This window comes from Taklimakanibacter albus (assembly GCF_016595235.1).
Taxonomy (GTDB): Bacteria; Pseudomonadota; Alphaproteobacteria; order Rhizobiales; family Aestuariivirgaceae; genus Taklimakanibacter; species Taklimakanibacter albus.
The window spans coordinates 580,855-599,954 of record NZ_JAENHL010000008.1 but is presented as its reverse complement, the minus strand read 5'-3'; the positions used below and the strand labels follow the sequence as shown (position 1 = coordinate 599,954).

The 19,100-nt window shown below is 63.7% G+C and carries 17 protein-coding genes; 16 read left to right on the top strand and 1 reads right to left on the bottom strand.

Annotated elements, in window-relative coordinates; translation table 11 throughout:
* Positions 1-152 precede the first annotated feature (152 nt).
* From JHL16_RS25720 to JHL16_RS25665, 12 genes are all read left to right on the top strand, one after another.
* A complete protein-coding gene (locus tag JHL16_RS25720; protein WP_200187756.1) occupies positions 153-1,907 on the top strand; it encodes an ABC transporter permease in 1,755 nt (584 codons plus the stop codon).
* Between the two features lie 24 nt (positions 1,908-1,931).
* Positions 1,932-3,239 (top strand): ABC transporter ATP-binding protein, encoded by a 1,308-nt coding sequence (locus JHL16_RS25715; RefSeq protein WP_200187755.1) that lies wholly within the window; start codon positions 1,932-1,934, stop codon positions 3,237-3,239.
* 154 nt (positions 3,240-3,393) lie between these two features.
* Entirely contained in the window at positions 3,394-4,392 is a 999-nt protein-coding gene (locus JHL16_RS25710) for a TadE/TadG family type IV pilus assembly protein (protein ID WP_200187754.1), read from the top strand.
* A 225-nt stretch (positions 4,393-4,617) separates the two neighbouring features.
* Positions 4,618-5,295: an FCD domain-containing protein gene (locus JHL16_RS25705; RefSeq protein WP_200187753.1), complete on the top strand. Its 678-nt coding sequence runs from the start codon at positions 4,618-4,620 to the stop codon at positions 5,293-5,295.
* 2 nt (positions 5,296-5,297) lie between these two features.
* Positions 5,298-6,158 carry an ABC transporter permease gene (locus tag JHL16_RS25700; RefSeq protein ID WP_200187752.1) on the top strand — a complete coding sequence of 287 codons (861 nt, stop codon included), beginning with the start codon at positions 5,298-5,300 and terminating at the stop codon, positions 6,156-6,158.
* Positions 6,155-7,012 (top strand): ABC transporter permease, encoded by an 858-nt coding sequence (locus JHL16_RS25695; protein WP_246771167.1) that lies wholly within the window; start codon positions 6,155-6,157, stop codon positions 7,010-7,012. The genes JHL16_RS25700 and JHL16_RS25695 overlap by 4 nt, the downstream gene beginning before the upstream one ends.
* Positions 7,013-7,041: 29 nt before the next feature.
* Positions 7,042-8,106, top strand: coding sequence for an ABC transporter substrate-binding protein (locus JHL16_RS25690; protein WP_200187751.1), 1,065 nt, complete (start codon positions 7,042-7,044; stop codon positions 8,104-8,106).
* Positions 8,107-8,181: 75 nt separating this feature from the next.
* Positions 8,182-8,850 (top strand): RraA family protein, encoded by a 669-nt coding sequence (locus tag JHL16_RS25685; protein ID WP_200187750.1) that lies wholly within the window; start codon positions 8,182-8,184, stop codon positions 8,848-8,850.
* 16 nt (positions 8,851-8,866) lie between these two features.
* On the top strand, positions 8,867-9,940 hold the full coding sequence (locus JHL16_RS25680; RefSeq protein ID WP_200187749.1) for an ABC transporter ATP-binding protein: 1,074 nt from the start codon (positions 8,867-8,869) through the stop codon (positions 9,938-9,940).
* A 5-nt stretch (positions 9,941-9,945) separates the two neighbouring features.
* A complete protein-coding gene (locus tag JHL16_RS25675; RefSeq protein ID WP_200187748.1) occupies positions 9,946-10,701 on the top strand; it encodes an HpcH/HpaI aldolase family protein in 756 nt (251 codons plus the stop codon).
* 23 nt (positions 10,702-10,724) lie between these two features.
* On the top strand, positions 10,725-11,552 hold the full coding sequence (locus JHL16_RS25670; RefSeq protein ID WP_200187747.1) for a carbon-nitrogen hydrolase family protein: 828 nt from the start codon (positions 10,725-10,727) through the stop codon (positions 11,550-11,552).
* Between the two features lie 30 nt (positions 11,553-11,582).
* Positions 11,583-12,188, top strand: coding sequence for a DUF1989 domain-containing protein (locus JHL16_RS25665; RefSeq protein WP_200187746.1), 606 nt, complete (start codon positions 11,583-11,585; stop codon positions 12,186-12,188).
* Here JHL16_RS25665 and JHL16_RS25660 read toward each other — a convergent pair whose 3' ends face one another.
* On the bottom strand, positions 12,189-13,106 hold the full coding sequence (locus JHL16_RS25660) for a LysR family transcriptional regulator (RefSeq protein ID WP_200187745.1): 918 nt from the start codon (positions 13,104-13,106) through the stop codon (positions 12,189-12,191).
* Between the two features lie 101 nt (positions 13,107-13,207).
* Here JHL16_RS25660 and JHL16_RS25655 point away from each other — a divergent pair, with 101 nt between their 5' ends.
* The 4 genes from JHL16_RS25655 to JHL16_RS25640 are packed head-to-tail and all read left to right on the top strand — an operon-like array spanning position 13,208 to position 19,086.
* Complete coding sequence (locus JHL16_RS25655; RefSeq protein ID WP_200187744.1) at positions 13,208-14,659, top strand: aldehyde dehydrogenase family protein; 1,452 nt, start codon at positions 13,208-13,210, stop codon at positions 14,657-14,659.
* Positions 14,656-15,654 carry a membrane dipeptidase gene (locus JHL16_RS25650; protein WP_200187743.1) on the top strand — a complete coding sequence of 333 codons (999 nt, stop codon included), beginning with the start codon at positions 14,656-14,658 and terminating at the stop codon, positions 15,652-15,654. Before JHL16_RS25655 ends, JHL16_RS25650 begins: the two co-directional genes overlap by 4 nt.
* Entirely contained in the window at positions 15,651-18,071 is a 2,421-nt protein-coding gene (locus JHL16_RS25645) for a DUF3726 domain-containing protein (protein WP_200187742.1), read from the top strand. The genes JHL16_RS25650 and JHL16_RS25645 overlap by 4 nt, the downstream gene beginning before the upstream one ends.
* 4 nt (positions 18,072-18,075) lie before the next feature.
* The gene (locus JHL16_RS25640; RefSeq protein ID WP_200187741.1) at positions 18,076-19,086 is read left to right on the top strand and encodes an Ldh family oxidoreductase; all 1,011 of its coding nucleotides are present in this window, start codon (positions 18,076-18,078) and stop codon (positions 19,084-19,086) included.
* Positions 19,087-19,100: the final 14 nt, after the last annotated feature.

Sequence of the window (19,100 nt, the reverse complement as noted above, 5' to 3'; positions counted from 1 at the left end):
TAGTTGGTGTCCGGCGTCATTCGGGCATCGGACACTCGATACAGCGATGAAAAATCCCCCGTCGGATCTCGCGGGGCGGGTTTTGGCCGGGCGCGTCTAGCGTCAATCCATCCGCTTCCGGATCCGTGACGGATCGGTGCGAGGTGGATGAGATGGCTCTGTTCTTCAACGATCGTAACCGCCGCAACGCCCTTGCTGTGCTGAGCCATGTCCGGGTTCTGCCCAATGGCTATGATCTCATCGCCTTCATCCTGATCATGACCGCCATCGTCCTGCTCATCCATGGCGGGTTGGCGATGCGGGCGCCGCTCGACCAGATCGCCCGCCATCCGATCGAGCTCGATCCGATGCGGCTGCCGGAATATGCGCTGCGCACCACCTTGCGCATGTTCGCGGCGATGTTCGCCTCGCTCCTCTTCACTTTCGTCGTGGCGACGCTCGCCGCCAAGAGCCGGCGCGCCGAAATGGTCATCATCCCGGCGCTCGATATTCTCCAGTCGGTGCCGGTCCTGGGCTTCCTGACCTTCACCGTCACCTTTTTCACCGGCTTGTTTCCGGGCCAGCAGCTCGGCGCCGAAGGCGCCGCGATCTTCGCCATCTTCACCAGCCAGGCCTGGAATATGGCCTTCTCCTTCTATCAGTCGCTGAAGACCGTGCCGCGCGATCTCGACGAGGTGAGCCGCGGCTTCGGCCTCTCGGCCTGGCAGCGCTTCTGGCGCCTGGAGGCGCCTTTCGCCGCGCCGGGTCTCATCTGGAACATGATGATGTCGATGTCCGGCGGCTGGTTCTTCGTGGTCGCCTCCGAGGCGATCACCGTCGGCGACACAACGGTCGATCTGCCGGGCATCGGCTCCTGGCTGGCGACCGCCATCAGCGCGCGTGACTTCGCCGCCATCGGCTGGGCCGTGCTCGCCATGGCCATCGTCATCGCGCTCTATGACCAGTTGCTGTTCCGGCCGATCGTCGCCTGGGCCGATCGCTTCCGCGCCGAACAGGGGGCGAGCCAGGAAAAACCGCGCTCCTGGGTCTATGAGCTTGCCCGCCGCACCCGTGTGATGAAGACGGTCACGGCGCCTTTCATCTGGGTCTGGCAGCGTCTGTTCCTCCTGCGTCTGGGCAGCGTCGGGTCGCGCTCCATGGCCGTGGGCGCGACAAAGAGCACGCGTCTCGCGGATTATGTCTGGCTCGTTGTGATCGTGGCTCTGGCGGCCTGGGGCGCTGTGCTTGTCGTCGACTATCTCAAGACGACTTTGGGTTTCACCGATGTCCTCGACGCCTTGGGCCGAGGCCTCGCGACATTGGTGCGCGTCGTCATCCTCATCGCGCTGGCGAGCCTCATCTGGGTGCCGATCGGCGTGTGGATCGGGCTCCGTCCGAAAGTCGCCGAGCGGGTCCAGCCTCTGGCTCAGTTCATGGCAGCCTTTCCCGCCAATGTGCTGTTTCCCGTCGCGGTCCTCGCCATCGTCGCGACCGGCGTCAGCGCCAATATCTGGCTGTCGCCGCTCATGATCCTCGGCACGCAATGGTACATTCTGTTCAATGTGATCGCCGGCGCCAGCGCCATCCCGACCGATCTGCGTGAGGCGGCCGCCGTCTATCAGATCAGATCCTGGCCCTGGTGGCGCTATGTCGCTCTGCCTGCCGTCTTTCCATATTATGTCACCGGCGCCATCACCGCCTCCGGTGGTTCATGGAACGCCAGCATCGTCGCGGAAGTGGCGAGCTGGGGCGATGCGAAGCTCGAAGCCTATGGGCTCGGCTCCTATATCGCCAACGCCACCACCGCCGGCGATTTCCCGCGTGTGCTTCTGGGCATCGCCGTCATGTCGCTCTTCGTCACCTTCTTCAACCGCGCTTTGTGGCGCCCGCTTTTCGTCTTCGCCGAACGTCGCCTGCGCCTCGACTGACTGTCTGTTTCTGGGAGACCTGCCATGAACGACGCCATCGCCAAGGAAGCCCTCATCATCGCTAGGGATGTATGCCAGTCCTACGCCAAGCCGTCCTCGGGGACGCTCGTGGTGCTCGACAATGTCGATGTCACACTCGCACGCAACGAGATCGTCGGCCTGCTCGGCCGCTCGGGTTCCGGCAAATCCACCTTGCTGCGCGCCATTGCCGGCCTCATCAAGCCGTCGGGCGGGACCATCAGTTGCGAGGGCCGCGCTTTGACAGGCCCGTCGCCGGCGATCGCCATGGTGTTCCAGAGTTTCGCTTTGTTCCCCTGGCTCACTGTCCTGCAGAATGTCGAACTCGGCCTCGAGGCGCAGGGCGTTGCTCCGGCGGAACGGCGCAAACGCGCCCTCGATGCCATCGACCTCATCGGCCTCGACGGTTTTGAGAGCGCCTATCCCAAGGAATTGTCGGGCGGCATGCGCCAGCGCGTCGGTCTCGCCCGCGCTCTGGTCGTCCGTCCGAAAGTACTGCTGATGGACGAGCCCTTTTCGGCGCTCGACGTGCTCACCGCCGAGACCCTGCGTACCGATCTGCTCGATTTGTGGTGCGAGGGCCGCATGCCGATCGAGTCGATCCTGATGGTCACGCATAATATCGAGGAGGCGGTGCTGATGTGTGACCGCATCCTCATTTTCGGGTCCAATCCGGGCCGCGTCATCGCCGAGATCCGCGTCGATCTTCCGCAGCCGCGCAACCGGCTCGATCCGGCCTTCCGCGACCTGGTCGAGAAGATCTATGTGAAGATGACGATGCGCGATCAGGCGCCGGGGCAGAGCGGCCTTTTCCCGGGCACCGGCATCGCATTGACACTGCGCCGCATCTCCACCAACCTCCTGTCGGGCCTCATCGAGGCGGTTGCCGCACCGCCCTATAATGGCCGCGCCGACCTGCCGCCCTTGGCGGCGGGCCTCCAGCATGAGATCGACGATCTGTTCCCGGTCGCTGAGACCTTGCAGCTCCTGCGTTTCGCCGAGCTGGCGGGCGGCGACATCCAGCTGACCCAGACCGGAAGGCACTTCGCCGAAGGCGGTGTCGATGACAGGAAGCGCATCTTCGCCCAACAGCTCCAGGCCTATGTGCCGCTGGCGGCCCATATCCGCCGCATCCTGGGCGAGCGGCCGACCCATATGGCGCCGGCGCGGCGCTTCCGTGATGAGCTCGAGGATCACATGTCGGAGCGGGATGCCGGCGAGACCCTGCAGACGGTGACCAACTGGGCCCGCTATGCGGAATATTTCGCCTATGACGAGCAGACCGACATGTTCTCGCTGGAGAATCCGGCCTGAAGATTGGCACATATCCTGCACGGTGGCCGGCGATCTTACCCGTTGAGATTGTGTAAACTATCGGGACACATATGATTCATATCGCGACCGTTCTTTCTGATATGTCCCATTCTTACGCTCGGGCATACATGTCCGGCGGCGCGGAGGGCTGACTATGGGGCGTGGGTTTCTGCGTAATCAGGCGGGAAACGTCGCCGTTTTTACCGCTCTCTTCGCCATCCCTCTTTGCGCGGCGGGCGGGATCGCCATCGATTATGCCAGGGCCTCCATGGTCAGGAACTTTCTCCAGGCCGAAGCCGATGCCGCGGCTCTCGCCGGCGCCAAGGGTGGCCCCTCGGGCAATGATCAGGCCTGGGTGAACAATCTGCGCAGCAATGTGCAGCAGAGATTCGAGAACAAGGCTCTAGTCGCCAGCCTCAACGCGTCAGGCAGCTGGATCATGCCCACCGATTTCAGCGTGACGGCCAGCGCCAGTGTTCCGGTCACCATCCTCGCTGTGGTTCCGGGCTTGTCCAAGCAGATCAATGTCAGCGTGCAGGCCGTGGCCCGGTTCAGTGAGCCGGTTCTGACCTACAATCCGCCGGTCGTCTCGCAGCTCGATCCCGACGCCGCCGACTACAACCGCATCTATGTCTATTGTTACAATGCCAAGAACAAGGACAAGGCCGACAAGGGCCGCACCCAGATGACGGCGATCGCCGACAATGCCGGCACGACCTACAACTACACGATGCCAGTCTGTGCCGCTGGCGAGACCATGAGCTATCGGCTGCACAATGTGCGCAACGCCCGTACCCAGAAGTCCAAATGGGACAGCTCGCGTGCCGAATTCTATGAATATTACACCGACACGGTCATGACGGCCGGCGTCGAAAGCTACAATCTCGGCGTCAGCCTGCTCGAAACGGTGTTGTGCGCCAACCGCAACGCCTGCAAGCCCGTACGCGAGGGCGGTGTCATCCCCGAAGGCACCAACCGGACACCACAGAAGGCCACTGCCGCCTGTGCGCCCGGCAAGTTCATGTATTACGGTTGGGAGGACCGCCCGCCCGAGGGCGGTGGTTCGGACCGTGACTACAATGACATCCGCATCATCATCGAATGCCCGACGGTCGCCACGACCGGCAACGAGAACGTCTGGCTGATCAAATAGAGCCCCGGTTTGCGGGCCGGTCTTTCCGGCCTGACCTCAAGCTCGATCTCGGTGACGCCGGCTGCCGATTGGCTAAGCCTTTGGCATAACCAATTAATATCAAAAGATTTTTCTCAATCGCTCCCTCTGGTGACTCATCTGTTGATGCAGCGCCGGAAGCGGGTTGACTCATGCCGTGTTTCCAGGATATTACCAATATATTAGAAATATCTGACAGAGATATCCGTGGCGAAGACCTCTTCCAACCTGCAAAGCGACGGCATCTACAGCGAGCTTCGCCGCCTCATCGTCCGCACCGAGATGAAGCCGGGCAGCCTGATCGAGGAAGCCGTGGTCATGGAAAGGCTGAAGGCCGGGCGCACGCCCTTGCGCGAGGCGCTGCAGCGGCTGGTCCAGGACGATCTCGTGCGCAACGTGCCGCGCCGCGGCTATTTCGTGACCGACACCTCGGCCGCCGACGTCATCCATATCTTCGAGGTGCGCCGCACTCTCGAAAGACTGTCGGCGAGGCTTGCTGCGGAGCGGGCGCGTCCTGAGCATTTGCGTGAGTTCGAGGAATTGCTGCGCGAAGGCGAGGCAGGCATCAAGGCCGGCAATACCGATCTCGTCTGGAATCTCGAAGTCGACGAGCACATGCATCTGCTGCTCGCCCGCGCCTCCGGCAATTCCTATCTCCTCTCCTCGATCGCCCGGCACTACGCGCTGTCGATCCGCGTCTCCTATCTCTCCAACATGCATATGACGCTGGTTTCGGACGAAATCGACGCCTATCGCATGCTGCTCGAGGCGCTGAAGCGGCGCGACGCCGATCTCGCCGAGAAGACCATGATGCAGCATCTCATGGATCATCCCTTGTCGACGATCCCCGGCATGTCGGTGGTCGCTGAATCGCGGGCCGGCTGACGATGAGAGGGCTCGGCCGCAATCGCCTGCTGACGCTGTTGATGGTGACGCCGTCCATCGTCATCGTCGGCGTGTTCCTGCTGGTGCCGCTGCTGATCGTCGTCGCCTACAGCTTCGCCGAGCGCGACTCCTATGGCGGTGTGGTGCCGGCCTTCACTCTCAACAACTACGCACAGCTCCTCGATCCGATCTATCATCCGATCATGTGGGGCTCGCTCGAGCTGGCCGCGATCAATACCATCCTGGCTTTGGCGATTGGCTATCCCATTGCCTATTTCATCGCCTTTCGCGCCGGACGCTGGGCGCCCTTGCTGCTCGTCCTCATCCTGGTGCCGTTCTGGATCAACTTCCTCATCCGCATCTCGGCCTGGATCGTGCTTCTGGGGCGCGGCGGCCTGATCAACGCCACACTGCAGGCTTTCGGCATCATCGACGAGCCCGTGCGCATGCTCGGCACCTATGGCGCGGTACAGGTGGGACTGCTTTATGCCTTCCTGCCTTCGGCGGTGCTGCCCATCTATGCCGCTTTGCAGCCGATCAACCGCACGCTGCTCGAGGCCGCCCATGATCTCGGCGCCAATCCGCTGCAGTCCTTCTTACGCGTGACCTTGCCGCTTTCGCTTTCGGGCGTGATGGCGGCCGTCCTCTTCGTCTTCGTGCCGTCCATGGGTGTCTTCGCCATCCCGGTTCTCCTGGGCGGCGGCAAGGAGATCATCATCGGCAATCTGATCGTCCAGCTGTTCCTCGAATTCCGCAACATCCCCTTGGGCGCCGCGGTCTCGGTCATCCTGCTCCTCGCGTCCTCGCTCGGCATCCTTCTCTATATGCGGGCGCTGCGGAAGATCGAGCTGGCGCGTTCATGACCATGCGCGCTGATGCTCCAGCCTTGCTCACGGAGAGCGCCTCGAGCGTGTGGACGACGCGTCTGGCACGGCTGGTACCGCCGGTCTTCACCTTCGCGGCGCTGGCATTCCTGTTCATCCCGATCTTCGTGCTGATCGCCTATTCCTTCAACGCCTCGCGCTCGACCGTCGTCTGGCAGGGGCTGACGCTCGACTGGTATGCCGCCGTGTTAGACGATCGGCGCCTGCGCCAGGCGGTGATGAACAGCGCTTTCGTCGCGTTGTTCGCCGGCGCCTTCAGCGCCGCGATCGGCACCCTGACGGCGCTCGCCATCGTCCGGCGTCAGTTCCCCGGCAAAGAGATGTTGTCCACGGCGCTTCTGGCCCCGATCGTGCTGCCCGAGATCGTCATCGCCGTGGCGCTGCTCGTCTTCATGGTGGCCCTGAAGGCGCCGCTCGGTTTCACTTCGATGATTATCGGCCATGTGCTGGTGACGTTGCCTTTCGCGACACTCATCATGCGCACCGCCGCCGTCGCCCTCGATCCGCGTCTCGAGGAGGCCGCCGCAGATCTCGGCGCCAATGAGTGGCAGACATTCCTGCGCGTGACCTTGCCGGCGCTGGCGCCTGCCATCCTTTCGGCCTTCCTGATGGCGGCGACCTTGTCCTTCGACAATTTCGTGATGTCGACCTTCGTCACCGGGGTCGGGAGCACGACGCTGCCCATCTATATCTATGCCCAGCTCAAGACCGGCCTGACGCCGCAGATCAACGCGCTCGGCACCTTGCTCGTCATCGCCAATATGACCGTTCTCATCGCCGTCATCGGCTACCAGTTCCGCCTGCGCGCCCGTCGCCAGCGGTTGAGTCAGTGAGTTCCAAAAAGCAACAGGGAGGACTACGCATGTCGAGTTTCGTGTCTTGGGGTAGAAGGAGCGTGCTGCTGGGCGCGGTGGCGTTTGGATTGGTCTTCGGTCTTGCCGTGAGCGGGCCTGCTCATGCCGCAGGCGAGCTTCATATCTATGCCTGGTCGGGCGAGCTGCCGCAGGAGATTGTCGACGACTTCGAGAAGGAGACCGGCATTACGGTCACCTTCGACACATTCGACAGCAATGAAACGATGATGGCGAAGCTCGAAGCCGGCGCTACGGGCTATGACATCGTCAACCCTTCCCAATATGCGGTCCAGATCCTGGCCAAGAAAGGCCTCATCGAAGAGCTCGAGCACGGCAAGATCGCCAATATCGGCAACATCTCGGAGGAGTTCCGCAATGTCTCCTACGATTCGGGCAACAAATATCAGATCCCCTATCTCAGCGGCTCGACCGGCCTCGCTTACAACACCGATTGCGTGAAGGAGGAGGTGACGAGCTGGAAGTCCTTGTGGGACGAGAAATACAAGGGCCGCATCTATATGCTCGACAATATGCTGGCGGCCTATATTGCCGGCCTTCAGGTGAACGGCTTCCGCGCCAGCTCAACCAACGAGGCGGAGATCGCCAAGGCGACGGAATCGCTCATCGCCCAGAAGCCTTTGCTCGCCGGTTATAACAGCACCAACTTCGCCGACCTGGTGTCGTCCGGCGAGGCCTGCCTTGTCGAAGCCTGGAGCGGCACGGTCATCCAGGTGATGGCGGAGAATCCCAAGGTCCGTTACGTGCTCCCGCAAGAGGGCGGCACCATGTGGGTCGACGGCTTCTCGGTGGCGAAGGGCGCCGCCAATCGCGACAACGCCTATATTTTCATCGACTATCTCTTGAAGCCCGAGGTCGCCGCCAAGGTGACGAAGCTGTCCAAGATCGCCACCTGCGTCGGCAAGTCGCGTGAATTGCTGCCGCCTGAGATCGCCAACAATCCGGCGATCTTCCTGCCCAAGGAGCAGGTGGCCAAGGCCGACTTCATCCTCGATGCCGGGGATGCGATGAAATTCTACCAGGATGGCTGGACCAAGGTGAAGACGGCCCAGTGACCGATTGCGTGTTCCCGGCCACATCGCATGGCCGGGAACGCCCCTTGTTCAGATTTGCATTCAGTGGAGACGTAAATGCTGGCGATCAATCCGCGCCCGGCTTCGATCAAGCCCGAGCTTCTGCAGAAATACAAAACCATCACACCCGCCGCGATGGGCCACCACATCGAGAGTGGCATCATCAGCTCCGCCCTCAAGCCGGCCCGTGGCGGCATATCCTTCGTCGGTACGGCGATCACCGTCCAGTGCCTCGGCCGTGATTCCGCCATCGTCCACAAGGTCATCGATCTGCTGCAGCCGGGCGATGTGCTCGTCATCGATCGCGGTGGCGATATGCGGTATGCCTGCTGGGGTGAGATGATGACGCTCGCGGCGCATTTGCGCGGCTGCGCCGGCGTCATTCTCGATGGCCTCGCCACCGACATCCAGTTCATCCGCGAATGCCCGATGCCGGTCTTCAGCAAGGGTTTTACCCCGCTCACCACCCAGCTCAGCGGTTCCCAAGGCTCGATCAACCAGCCGATCCAATGCGGCGGCGTCGTGGTGCAGCCGGGCGATCTCGTCTGCGCCGACGACAATGGTGTCGCCATTCTCAATCCGGCCCTGGCCGAGAAGCTCTATGACCTGTTTGCCGCCGAGGAGGAAGGTGATGCGCAATATCGCGACCAGCTCAATGCCGGAAAGCTCCCGTCGGAACTCTCCGCCATCGATGCCCTCATCTCCGCCCACGCCACTTCGCACTGAGACGGTGCCAGGAGCGATGACCAGCGAAGTCGCCGTCGCCTTAAAGGATGTCGAGAAGTCCTTCGAGACGCGCGCCCGCAAGGAGGGTGCAGGGGACGAGGGCAAGATCTTCGCGGTGCGCGATGTCAATCTCGACATCAGGCGCGGCGAGTTCTTCACCCTTCTCGGCCCCTCGGGCTGCGGCAAGACGACGACCTTGCGTATGATTGCGGGCTTCGAGCAGCCGACTTTGGGCCAGATCTTCATCACGGGGCAGGCGCTGGCCGGCGTGCCGGCGCATCTGCGCCCGGTGAACACCGTGTTCCAGAGCTACGCACTGTTCCCGCATATGTCGGTCTTCGACAATGTCGCCTTCGGGCTCAAGGTCAAAGGCGTGGCGCGCGACGAAATCCGCCGCCGCGCCGGCGAGGCGCTCGAGCTGGTGCGCATGTCGGAGATGGGGGACAGACGTCCGTCCGAATTGTCGGGTGGCCAGCAGCAGCGTGTCGGCATCGCCCGCGCGCTGGTCAACCGGCCGGCGGTGCTGCTCCTCGATGAGCCTTTCGGCGCCCTCGATCTCAAACTCCGCAAGGAGATGCAGCTCGAGATCAAGAACATGCAGCGCCAGCTCGGCATCACCTTCATCTTCGTGACCCACGACCAGGAAGAGGCGCTGACCATGTCGGACCGCATCGCGGTCATGAACAAGGGGCGCGTGCTGCAAGTAGGAAGCCCCGTCGATATCTATGAGCGGCCGAGCACGAAATTCGGCGCCGACTTCATCGGCGAGATGAATTTCATCGAGGCAGGAAGGCTGGCCTTTCCGTTGCCGGCGGGCGTCAACGCCGACAAGGCCGTCCTCGCCTTCCGTCCCGAGGCGGTGAAGTTTCACGACGGCGAAGAACACGCCGACCGGCTCGGCTTCGACGCGGTGGTCGCGGACACGATCTATATCGGTACCGACCTGCGTTACATCCTCGATCTCGCCGAAGGCCTGCGCGTGGTGCTGCGCAGCCAGAATTCGGCAGGTGCCGGGCGCGAAGTCCTTCAGCCGGGCGCACGTGTCCGGCTCTCCGTGCACAAATCCGATATCCGTATCCTGACCGAGTGAGTGTGATGACCGATAAACTGCCTGCCGAACTGGCCGCCGTGTGGATGTCGACGCCGAACCACATGTTCATCGAGATCGCCCGTGACATTGGCTACCGGCAATTCGTCCTCGATGTCGAGCATGGGTTGTTCGATCTCGAGCGCACCGACCGGCTCGTCGCTTTCGCCAAGGCGCTGGGTCTCAAGGTCTTTGCCAAGGTCGCTGCGCCCGACGGCACGGCGATCCAGCAGATGCTCGATATGGGCTGCGAAGGTGTGATCATTCCTCATATCGGTGGGCTGGAGCATGCCCGCCAGGTCACGGCGGCGGCGAAATATCCCCCGATAGGCAATCGCAGCTTCGCCGGCACGCGCACCTCCGCCTATCTGGGCGGTACGCAAGCCTATTACGAGGCCGAGAATGAGCGGGTGCGCTGCTATCCGATGGTCGAGACGGCGGAAGCCCTGGCCGATATCGAGGCCATCCTGGCGCTTTCGACCGTCGATGGTGTCTTCATGGGGCCGACCGACCTCTCTTTGAGCCGCGGCCGTGGCGCCTATCGCAATACGGATGCGGACAAGGTCGATCTCAAACGCGTCATTGACGCGGCGAAAGCCGCCGGCAAGCCATGGATCATGCCGGCCTGGAGCCTCGCCGAGCAGCGCGATGCCCTTGCGCGCGAGGCGGGCATGATCGTCATCAGCGAGGAGCTGGGCGCCTTGCAGGCAGGTCTCGCCAGCGCGCTCAAAGATTTCCAGGCGGTCGCCGCCGGGCGGAACTGAACAGAGGAACAGGGAAGATCATCATGAAAGCCGTAGTCATCCAGATGAATGTGGGGACCGACAAGGCCGCCAATCTGCGCAAGGCCGCCGACCTCATCGACCGCGCCTGCGAGGTCAAGGCGCCGGATCTCATCATGCTGCCGGAGAGCTTCACCTTCTTCGGCGGCACGCGCGACGAGCAGCGGGCGTCGGCCGAGGCCTGTCCGGGCGGCGACTCCTACCAGATGCTGCAGGAGAGGGCGGCACGCCATAAGGTCTTCATCCATGGCGGCTCGCTCAATGAGCAGGCCGGCAACAAGGTGCACAACACGACGATCGTCTTCGACCGTTCGGGCAAGGAAGTGGCGCGCTACCGCAAGATCCATATGTTCTCGATCACGGCGCCCGACGGCACCGTCTATGACGAACGCTGGCTCTATGAGGCGGGCACCGACATCGTCACCTATGATCTCGACGGCGTCACTGTCGGCTGCACCATTTGCTACGATCTGCGCTTCCCTGAGCTATTCCGCGCGCTCGTCGACAGGGGCGCCAAGGTCATCGCGGCACCTGCCGCCTTCACCTTGCAAACCGGCAAGGAGCATTGGGAGGCGTTGCTGCGTGCCCGTGCCATCGAAACTCAGTGCTATGTCCTGGCGCCCGGCCAGGAGGGTGCCTATGTCGAGGACGGCAAGACCTATCACAATTACGGCCATTCGCTGATCGTCGAGCCGTGGGGCACGGTGGTGGCGCGGCGTGGCAGCGGCGACGGCCTCATCGAAGCGACGCTCGAGTCGGAAGCGATCGAACGGGCACGCAACCTCATTCCGCTCGCCAAGCACCGCAGCATCCGTCTGGCCGCCGGCTTGTAATTTCAGGGCGCGCGCGTGTAGAAGGCGCGGATGAGCAACGTGGAAAAAGTCACCGTGCTGGCGGGGAAGGGGGCGCAAATCCCCGTCCGCGCCGGCGATGAGGTCACCGTCGTCAATGTGAGCGGCACCCAGGTCGTCGATTTCTGGTGCCTGCCGAAATCATCGCCACAGCAATATCTCTCGCTCGAGCATTGCCGCGAGGTGCTGAACAAGATCTATTTCACGCCGGGCGATGTGCTGGTCAGCGACCGCTACGAGCCGGTCTTCGATTATGTCGCCGACACGACGGGCGGCTTGCATGACAGCCTGATCGCGCCCTGCAATCCCGAAATGTACCGGCGCTTCGGCAGGCCCGACGGCCATCCGAGCTGTGCCGGCAATTTCTGGGCCGGCGTGAAGGAGGCGGGGCTGGCCATTCCCTTCGTGCCGTCGCCGTGGAACCTGTTCATGCGCGCCGCGGTCAAGCCCGACGGCTCAATCGAATATTCCCGCCCGCCTTATCTGCCCGATGGCCGCGTCACGCTGAGGATGCTTGTCGATGCCACCATCATCGTCTCGGCGTGCCCGGATGACTGTTATCCGACCAATGGCGGCGACGGCAGTCCGCGCGATGTCGTCATCGAGATCACACGCTGATCAACGCTTCGGGCGGCCGAGCATCTGAATGCCGAGCTCGGTGGCCTTATCTTTCAAGGTAAGGCGTAGCTGGGCCACGAAGGCTTCTTCCGCCGGCGAATGCCGCTCGATGGACCGGGTGATGAGGCCGACGGTGCGTGACGCCTTGCGGTCGCGCAGCGGTACGAAAGCGAGGCCGTCGCGCCAGGCGGCGATGGAGAGGCGCGGCAGGATGGTGATGCCAATGCCGGCACGCACCAGCGCCAGCAGCGAAAGCACATTATAGACGACGATGGGCGCGCCCGAATTGAGCCCGGCGAGCTCAGCCGTCTCCGTCATGCTGCTGATGCCGTTGCCGAGGAATGTGCGGTCATGGAGATCCGCCCAGTCGATCGGCGACTTCGTCCGCGCCAAGGGATCGTCGGCGCGGCAGATGATGCCGAGCTTCTCTTCGAACAGCGCCTCGAAATGGAGGTCGGGCCGCGCCCGCCGCAGGCTCGCGACGCCGAGCGCCACCTTGCCGCTTTCGACCGCCTCGGCGACCGACGGGGAGTCGGCATCGCGGACATTGATCTCGACGCCGGGGTGGCTCTCGCGATAGCGCAGCAGAACCCCCGGAACGATCGACGTGGCGATCGAGGGCACGCAGGCGAGATCCACCCGCCCGGCCTGGTTGCCGGCGAAGGCCTTGATCGCCGCGACCGAGCGCTCATGATGCGACAGAAGCTCGCGCGCCTGGGCGAGGACGAAGGTACCGGCCTTGGAGAGGCGGTTCTTGCGGTCGGTCTCGAAGAGGGGCGCGCCGACATCCACCTCGAGCGCCTTGAGCGTCATCGATATCGTCGACGGCGTGCGCCCGAGCTTGTCGCCGGCCTCCGTGATGCTGCCCATTTCGGCGACGGCGATGAAGGCTTTGAGCGTACCGACCGAGAATCGCATGGGAATTTCCATTTCGGTTTTCTTGAAATAGAATAGAGTTATTCCAAATTGACTGAAGTAGCGCAAGGGGCCATGCCAAGGGGGTTTCCAGGAGTCGAGCCGTGCAGTCAGCCTTTGCGAATTTCATCGATGGAGAATGGGTGGCGGCGTCCCGGACGGTCGCCAATATCAATCCGTCCGACCTTTCGGATGTGATCGGCCATTATGCTCAAGGTGACGGCGATCAGTTGGCGCGCGCCATCGCCGCGGCGCGCCGGGCCGCTGAAGCCTGGGGCCGCACTCCGATCGAGCAACGCTACAAGGCGCTCATGGCGATCGGCCGTGAGCTGATCACGCGGTCGGCCGAGCTCGGCGAGCTCTTGTCGCGCGAGGAAGGCAAGCCGCGCGCCGAAGGTGTCGGCGAGGTCTATCGGGCCGGACAGTTCTTCGAATTCTACGCCGCCGAATGCCATCGCCAATATGGCGAGAACGCCGAAAGCGTCAGGCCCGGCATCGATGTCGATGTCCGCCGCGAGCCGGTCGGCGTCGTCGCGGTGATCTCACCCTGGAACTTTCCCATGGCGACCGCCAGCTGGAAAATCGCGCCGGCGCTGGCCTACGGCAATGCGGTCATCTGGAAACCCTCCAATCTGACGCCGGCATCGGCCTGGGCCCTGGCCGAGATCATCTCGCGCCAGAACCTGCCGCCCGGCACCTTCAACCTCATGATGGGCTCCGGTGCCGTGATCGGCAGCGCCTTGGTGGCGAGCCCCGATATCGACGCGATCACGCTCACCGGCTCGCGCGAGACCGGACGTGTCGTGGCGATCGCCTGTGCGCCAAATCTTACCAAGCTGCAGCTCGAAATGGGCTCCAAGAACGCGCTCGCGGTGATGGATGACGCCGATCTCGACCTCGCCGTCGCCCACGCGGTCAATGGCGCCTTCTTCGGATCGGGACAGAAATGCACGGCCTCCTCGCGCATCATCGTCGACCGCAAGCTTCACGACGCCTTCGTCGACCGTTTCGTCATGGCGGCGACCGCTCTGAAGGTCGGCCATGCGCTCGATGAAGGAACCCAGATCGGACCGGTCGCCGATGCGACGCAGCTCGCCGCCGCCGAAGGTTACGTCGCTCTGGGCAAGACCGCCGGTGCGGAGCTCAGCTGTGGCGGCGCACGCGCCGAGGCGCGTACCGAGGGTTATTATTTCAGCCCCACCGTGTTCACGGGCACAAGCAATGACATGAAGATCAACCGTGAAGAGATGTTCGTGCCGATCGCCTGTGTGATCAAGGCGGAGGACTATGATCACGCCGTGACGATCGTCAATGATACCGAATTCGGGCTGACCGCCGGCATCATCACGCAATCTCTGGCGCGCGCCAGCGCCTTCCGCCGCGACGTCAGGACCGGCTGCGTGATGGTCAACCTGCCGACCGCCGGCACCGACTATCATGTGCCTTTCGGCGGGCGCAAACATTCATCGCACGGACCGCGCGAGCAGGGGCGCGCCGCCGCCGAATTCTACACCGCCGTCAAGACCAGCTATATCAATGCAGGCAGGGCCGCATGACCGACAGGCCGGAAAAACTGAGCGGCGTCGTGATCGACTGCCTGCAATACTGCAAATATTCGGAAGCAGTCTTCCGCGATCTCAAAGCGGGCGGCGTCGATGCCATTCACACGACGATCGCTTACCATGAGGACTTCCAGGAAACCGTCGCCAATATCATCCGTTGGAACGAGCTCTTTGCAGCCCATGGTGATCTGGTCTTACACGGCAAGACCGGTGCCGATGTCCGCCGGGCGAAGGCGGAAGGCCGCATCGCCGTCTTCTTCGGCCTGCAAAATTGCTCGCCCATCGAGGACGATATCGGTCTCGTCGAGATCTGCCACACGCTCGGCGTGCGTTTCATGCAGCTGTCCTACAATAACCAGAGCCTGCTGGCCTCGGGTTGCTATGAGAGCGAGGATGCCGGCATTACCCGCATGGGACGCGAGGTGATCGCCGAGATGAACCGCCTCGGCATGGTGATCGACATGTCGCATTCGGGCGAGCGCTCGACGCTCGAAGCGATCGAGCTGTCGCGCCGGCCGATCGCGGTGACGCATGCCAATCCCTTGAGCTGGCACAAGGTGGTGCGTAACAAGGCGGATACCGTGCTCAAGGCGCTCGCGGCTTCTGGCGGCATGCTGGGCTTCAGCCTCTATCCGCATCATCTGAAGAACGGCAGCAGCTGCGCGCTCACCGAGTTCTGCGAGATGGTGGCGCGCACGGCCGATCTGATGGGCGTCGCTCGTCTCGGCATAGGCTCTGATCTTTGCCACGGTCAGCCAAAAGAGGTCGTCCAATGGATGCGCCGCGGCACCTGGACGAAGGAGCCGCTCGACCCGGCCAATCCGGTGGTGTTTCCGCCACAGCCCGCCTGGTTCGCGAGCAACCGCGACTTCCCGAATATCGCGACAGGACTTGCGAAAGTCGGCTTCTCACCGGCCGAGATCGACGGCATCATGGGCGGGAACTGGCTGCGTTTCTTCGAGGCTTCTTTTGGAGGCGCCAAGGGATGATGGCCGCGGCTGCCAGGGTCTCGTCCGGCGGGCAAGCCCCGATCGCGACCTTGCGCGCGCCGGAACAGGTGCTGCGCCTCGCCAGGATGGGCAGCTTCCATCAGACGCGGTTGAGCTTCATGCGCGTGCTGCTGCGGCATCTGGCGCGCCGGAACTGGCAGATCGAGCGCAGCCTGTGGGAGATCGACGCCAAGGGCGCCGGCGTCGCCGTCTATGAGGCGCGGGGCGACGGCTGGGTCTATTCGCTGATCGCCTTCGGTCATGAGCTCGATCCGGAGAAACGCACCGACCGTGTGATCGCCGAGGAATGGGACGCGACCTTTGTCCTTCATGACGGTGTCGCGACACGCGCCGATATAGAGCGCCTGGCCCGCAACGTGCCGCGCCAGGAGGCTGGACGTTGCAGCGCAGCCGAGCTGGTGATGTCGCGCGCCAATCGCAGCGTCCGGCTGTTCGACCATGTCGTCTCCGAGCTGGCGCAAGGCCGTCAGCCCGCCGCCGCCGATCTCGATGCGGTCGGTTATCTGATGCGCACCACCGCCGTCTACGGCAACGGCAAGTTCGGGCTTGCCGATCGCGACAGGATCGCCGAGCGCCCGGTGCTTTCCGGCCCCTTTGCCGCCGAGATGCTCACCGTCTGGCTGATCCGCGCCTTCACCACCGATCTGGTCGAGCATCTGGCGACCGTCCGGTCGCCCGACACGGCCGTGCGGCTCGATCGCGATCTGCGTCGCAGGCTGGGCGTCGGCAACTCGACCGGGCTCGGCATGGCGCCCTTCGTGGTCAATCATCCAGGATTGTTCCACCGCTGGATCAATGCGCGCGAGACCGCCTTGAGCCGTGTGCTCACGCTTGAACATGCGGGCGCCGCGCAGGTCGCGGTGTTTCGCGACCGGCTCGCCCGCGCCTGGCGCCAGATGGCCGCCTGGCGCGTCGATGATGCCCTGCAAATGGCCCGGATCGCGGAACTGGTACGCGACCTCGATCGTCTCGCGGCCGAAGTCGAGACGATCGATTTCGAGCTTCCTTTCGTCTGGCGCAGATTGTGCGCCTTTGCCGAAGCGCAATTGGGGCTGGAAGCGCAGGAGCTCCTGGTGACCTTGCTGCTCGAGCCTCATGGTGCGCTCGTCGATGATCTGAGCGCCGCCATGGGCGGTGACGAGACGCCGGATTTTGTCATCGACGGCACTGCAACCCTTGCCGACCTGCGGACCGGGATCGAAGCGACTTATGGATTTGCGCTGGCCGAAGACTTCACTGTGCCGCGGGCACAGGCGCGTTTCTGGTATGTTTCGGAAGAGAAGCTCGAGCCCCGACTCGGCGAGCGGGCGCTTGAAGAGGGCGCCGAGCGCGAGCTGCCGTTGACGGTGGCGCGCGATGTGGCCGCCCTTCATCGCCTGCTCACCGGCGTTCCGTCCGACCTGACGATCGCCGAATTCCTCGCCGCGCATCCTGAATGCCGCCATGCCGTCCGTCGTGTGCAGCTGTCGGCGCGCTGCCACTATGCCGAGGTGCGGGACAACCTGACCGGCGCCGAACTGCGTCCGATCGATATCCTCCGCTGCAAGCTCTCTTTCTTCGGCGCCACGGATTTCGACCCGCGCTCGGATCGCTGGGTCCGGGTGGCGCTGTTTCGTCACGCGCCGTTCCCGGACGAGCTTCACGACATCGCGTCCGACGACTGGGCCATCCCGCCGCTGGGCCGCGCCACGCGGAGCGCGGCGGCGAAGGCGCCGTCGACCGGAGATATCACACCCTCGAGTCCGGCTGAGCCCGAAGGTTATTCGCTCAACGAGATCGAGGCGGAAGCGCGCAAGGCGGCGCGGGGGACAGGGCTGAGCTGGGGCCTCGCCGAGGATGTCGGCCGTATCGCGCGGCTTCTGGCGCACACACGGCAACTTGCGATGCTGGCGGATGCACTGGATGAGCTCAAGAGTGGCCGTCACGCGACAGGTCTCATCTCTGACCGGTCCGGGATACGCGCCACAGAGGATCGTCCTTTGAGCCCGCTCGTGCTCGCTTCGGCGATTGCCGATCGCAGTGCCGAGATCGCCGAAGATACGCTCACCATCTCGGCAAAAGTGGCTGAGCCTCGTCTCCTCGTTCCCATGCTGACAAGCGTGGCGGAACGTCTGCGGCGGCCGCTTCGGCTGCAGCTCGACGGACACGAAGTCGTGGTCGGCCGGGATATTGCTCCGGCCCTTGCGGCACTCGCGGAGCCGCGCACCGTCGATACCATTCTCATATCCGCATTGCCACGCGGGCTCGATCAGGCGTCTCCGCCGAAAACCGGCGGGGTCACCATTCCCGATGAACTCTGGCGCCGTTTTACGGCGCTCGCCGCGCTCACTTATGTCCCGGCCTCCGAGCATTCGCGCCTCGCCGGTGCCGGCGCCGGCCTCAGCGACAATGATTGAACCCATGACGCATCGCCGCCTCACTATCTCAGAGATCGAAACCCTGGCCTTTGACGCTCTGTCGGCATCGGGAGCGCGGGCCGATGCCGCAAGGCCCCTCGCCAAGGCGGTCGCCGCCGCCGAGGCCGAAGGCATTGCCTCACACGGCCTGGCCTATGTGCCGGTCTATTGCGAGCATCTGACCTGCGGCAAGGTAGACGGCGCCGCGGTTCCACGTGTCACGCAGCCATCTCCCGCGGCAATCGTGGTCGATGCGGGAACTGGCTTCGCGCATCCGGCCATCGACCAAGGCTTCGCGCAGCTGGTGCCGCTCGCCCGCAAGATGGGGATCGCGGCGCTCGCGGTGCGCAATTCCTACAATTGCGGTGTCCTCGGCTATCACACCGATCGTCTCGCCGCCGTCGGGCTGTTAGCGCTCGGCTACACCCATGCGCCGGCCTCGATCGCGCCGGTCGGCGGGCGTCGCGCCGTGATCGGCACCAACCCCTTCGCCATTGCCGCCGCCGGCAAGGACGGCCGTATCGTTCTGTCGATCGATCAGAGCGCCAGCGTCGTCGCCAAGAGCGAGATCGGCAAACGCAAGCGGGAAGGCAAGAGCATTCCGCCCGACTGGGCCTTCGGGCCGGACGGCGAGCCGACCACCGATCCCGACCTGGCGCTCAAGGGCACCATGGCGCCATCCGGTGGTTACAAGGGGTTCGGCATAGGGCTGATGGTCGAGCTTCTCGCCTCGGCGGCGGCGGGCGCATTGCCGTCGACGGAAGCGAGCCCGTTTGCCGGCACGGCCGGTGGGCCGCCGCGCACCGGTCAGTTCTTCATCGCCATCGACGCACAGGCGACCTCGGGCGGCATCTTCGCCGACCGCGTGGAAGCGCTTGCCGCGGCGATCGGCGATCAGCCGGGCGCACGCCTGCAGGGCGCACGCCGCGCCGCTGCACGGCACGCCGCTGAAAGTGAAGGCATTGCGGTGCCGAGTGAATTGCTGGCGCGCATCGAGGCGATCCGTAGTCGTTAATCCAAATCATCAAA

Coding starts and splice junctions, on each gene's coding strand:
- JHL16_RS25675 (WP_200187748.1), top strand. CDS start 9,946: ATGACCGATAAACTGCCTGCCGAACTGGCCGCCGTGTGGATGTCGACG.
- JHL16_RS25685 (WP_200187750.1), top strand. CDS start 8,182: ATGCTGGCGATCAATCCGCGCCCGGCTTCGATCAAGCCCGAGCTTCTG.
- JHL16_RS25720 (WP_200187756.1), top strand. CDS start 153: ATGGCTCTGTTCTTCAACGATCGTAACCGCCGCAACGCCCTTGCTGTG.
- JHL16_RS25660 (WP_200187745.1), bottom strand. CDS start 13,106: ATGCGATTCTCGGTCGGTACGCTCAAAGCCTTCATCGCCGTCGCCGAA.
- JHL16_RS25645 (WP_200187742.1), top strand. CDS start 15,651: ATGATGGCCGCGGCTGCCAGGGTCTCGTCCGGCGGGCAAGCCCCGATC.
- JHL16_RS25640 (WP_200187741.1), top strand. CDS start 18,076: ATGACGCATCGCCGCCTCACTATCTCAGAGATCGAAACCCTGGCCTTT.
- JHL16_RS25665 (WP_200187746.1), top strand. CDS start 11,583: ATGAGCAACGTGGAAAAAGTCACCGTGCTGGCGGGGAAGGGGGCGCAA.
- JHL16_RS25700 (WP_200187752.1), top strand. CDS start 5,298: ATGAGAGGGCTCGGCCGCAATCGCCTGCTGACGCTGTTGATGGTGACG.
- JHL16_RS25670 (WP_200187747.1), top strand. CDS start 10,725: ATGAAAGCCGTAGTCATCCAGATGAATGTGGGGACCGACAAGGCCGCC.
- JHL16_RS25680 (WP_200187749.1), top strand. CDS start 8,867: ATGACCAGCGAAGTCGCCGTCGCCTTAAAGGATGTCGAGAAGTCCTTC.
- JHL16_RS25690 (WP_200187751.1), top strand. CDS start 7,042: ATGTCGAGTTTCGTGTCTTGGGGTAGAAGGAGCGTGCTGCTGGGCGCG.
- JHL16_RS25710 (WP_200187754.1), top strand. CDS start 3,394: ATGGGGCGTGGGTTTCTGCGTAATCAGGCGGGAAACGTCGCCGTTTTT.
- JHL16_RS25695 (WP_246771167.1), top strand. CDS start 6,155: ATGACCATGCGCGCTGATGCTCCAGCCTTGCTCACGGAGAGCGCCTCG.
- JHL16_RS25715 (WP_200187755.1), top strand. CDS start 1,932: ATGAACGACGCCATCGCCAAGGAAGCCCTCATCATCGCTAGGGATGTA.
- JHL16_RS25650 (WP_200187743.1), top strand. CDS start 14,656: ATGACCGACAGGCCGGAAAAACTGAGCGGCGTCGTGATCGACTGCCTG.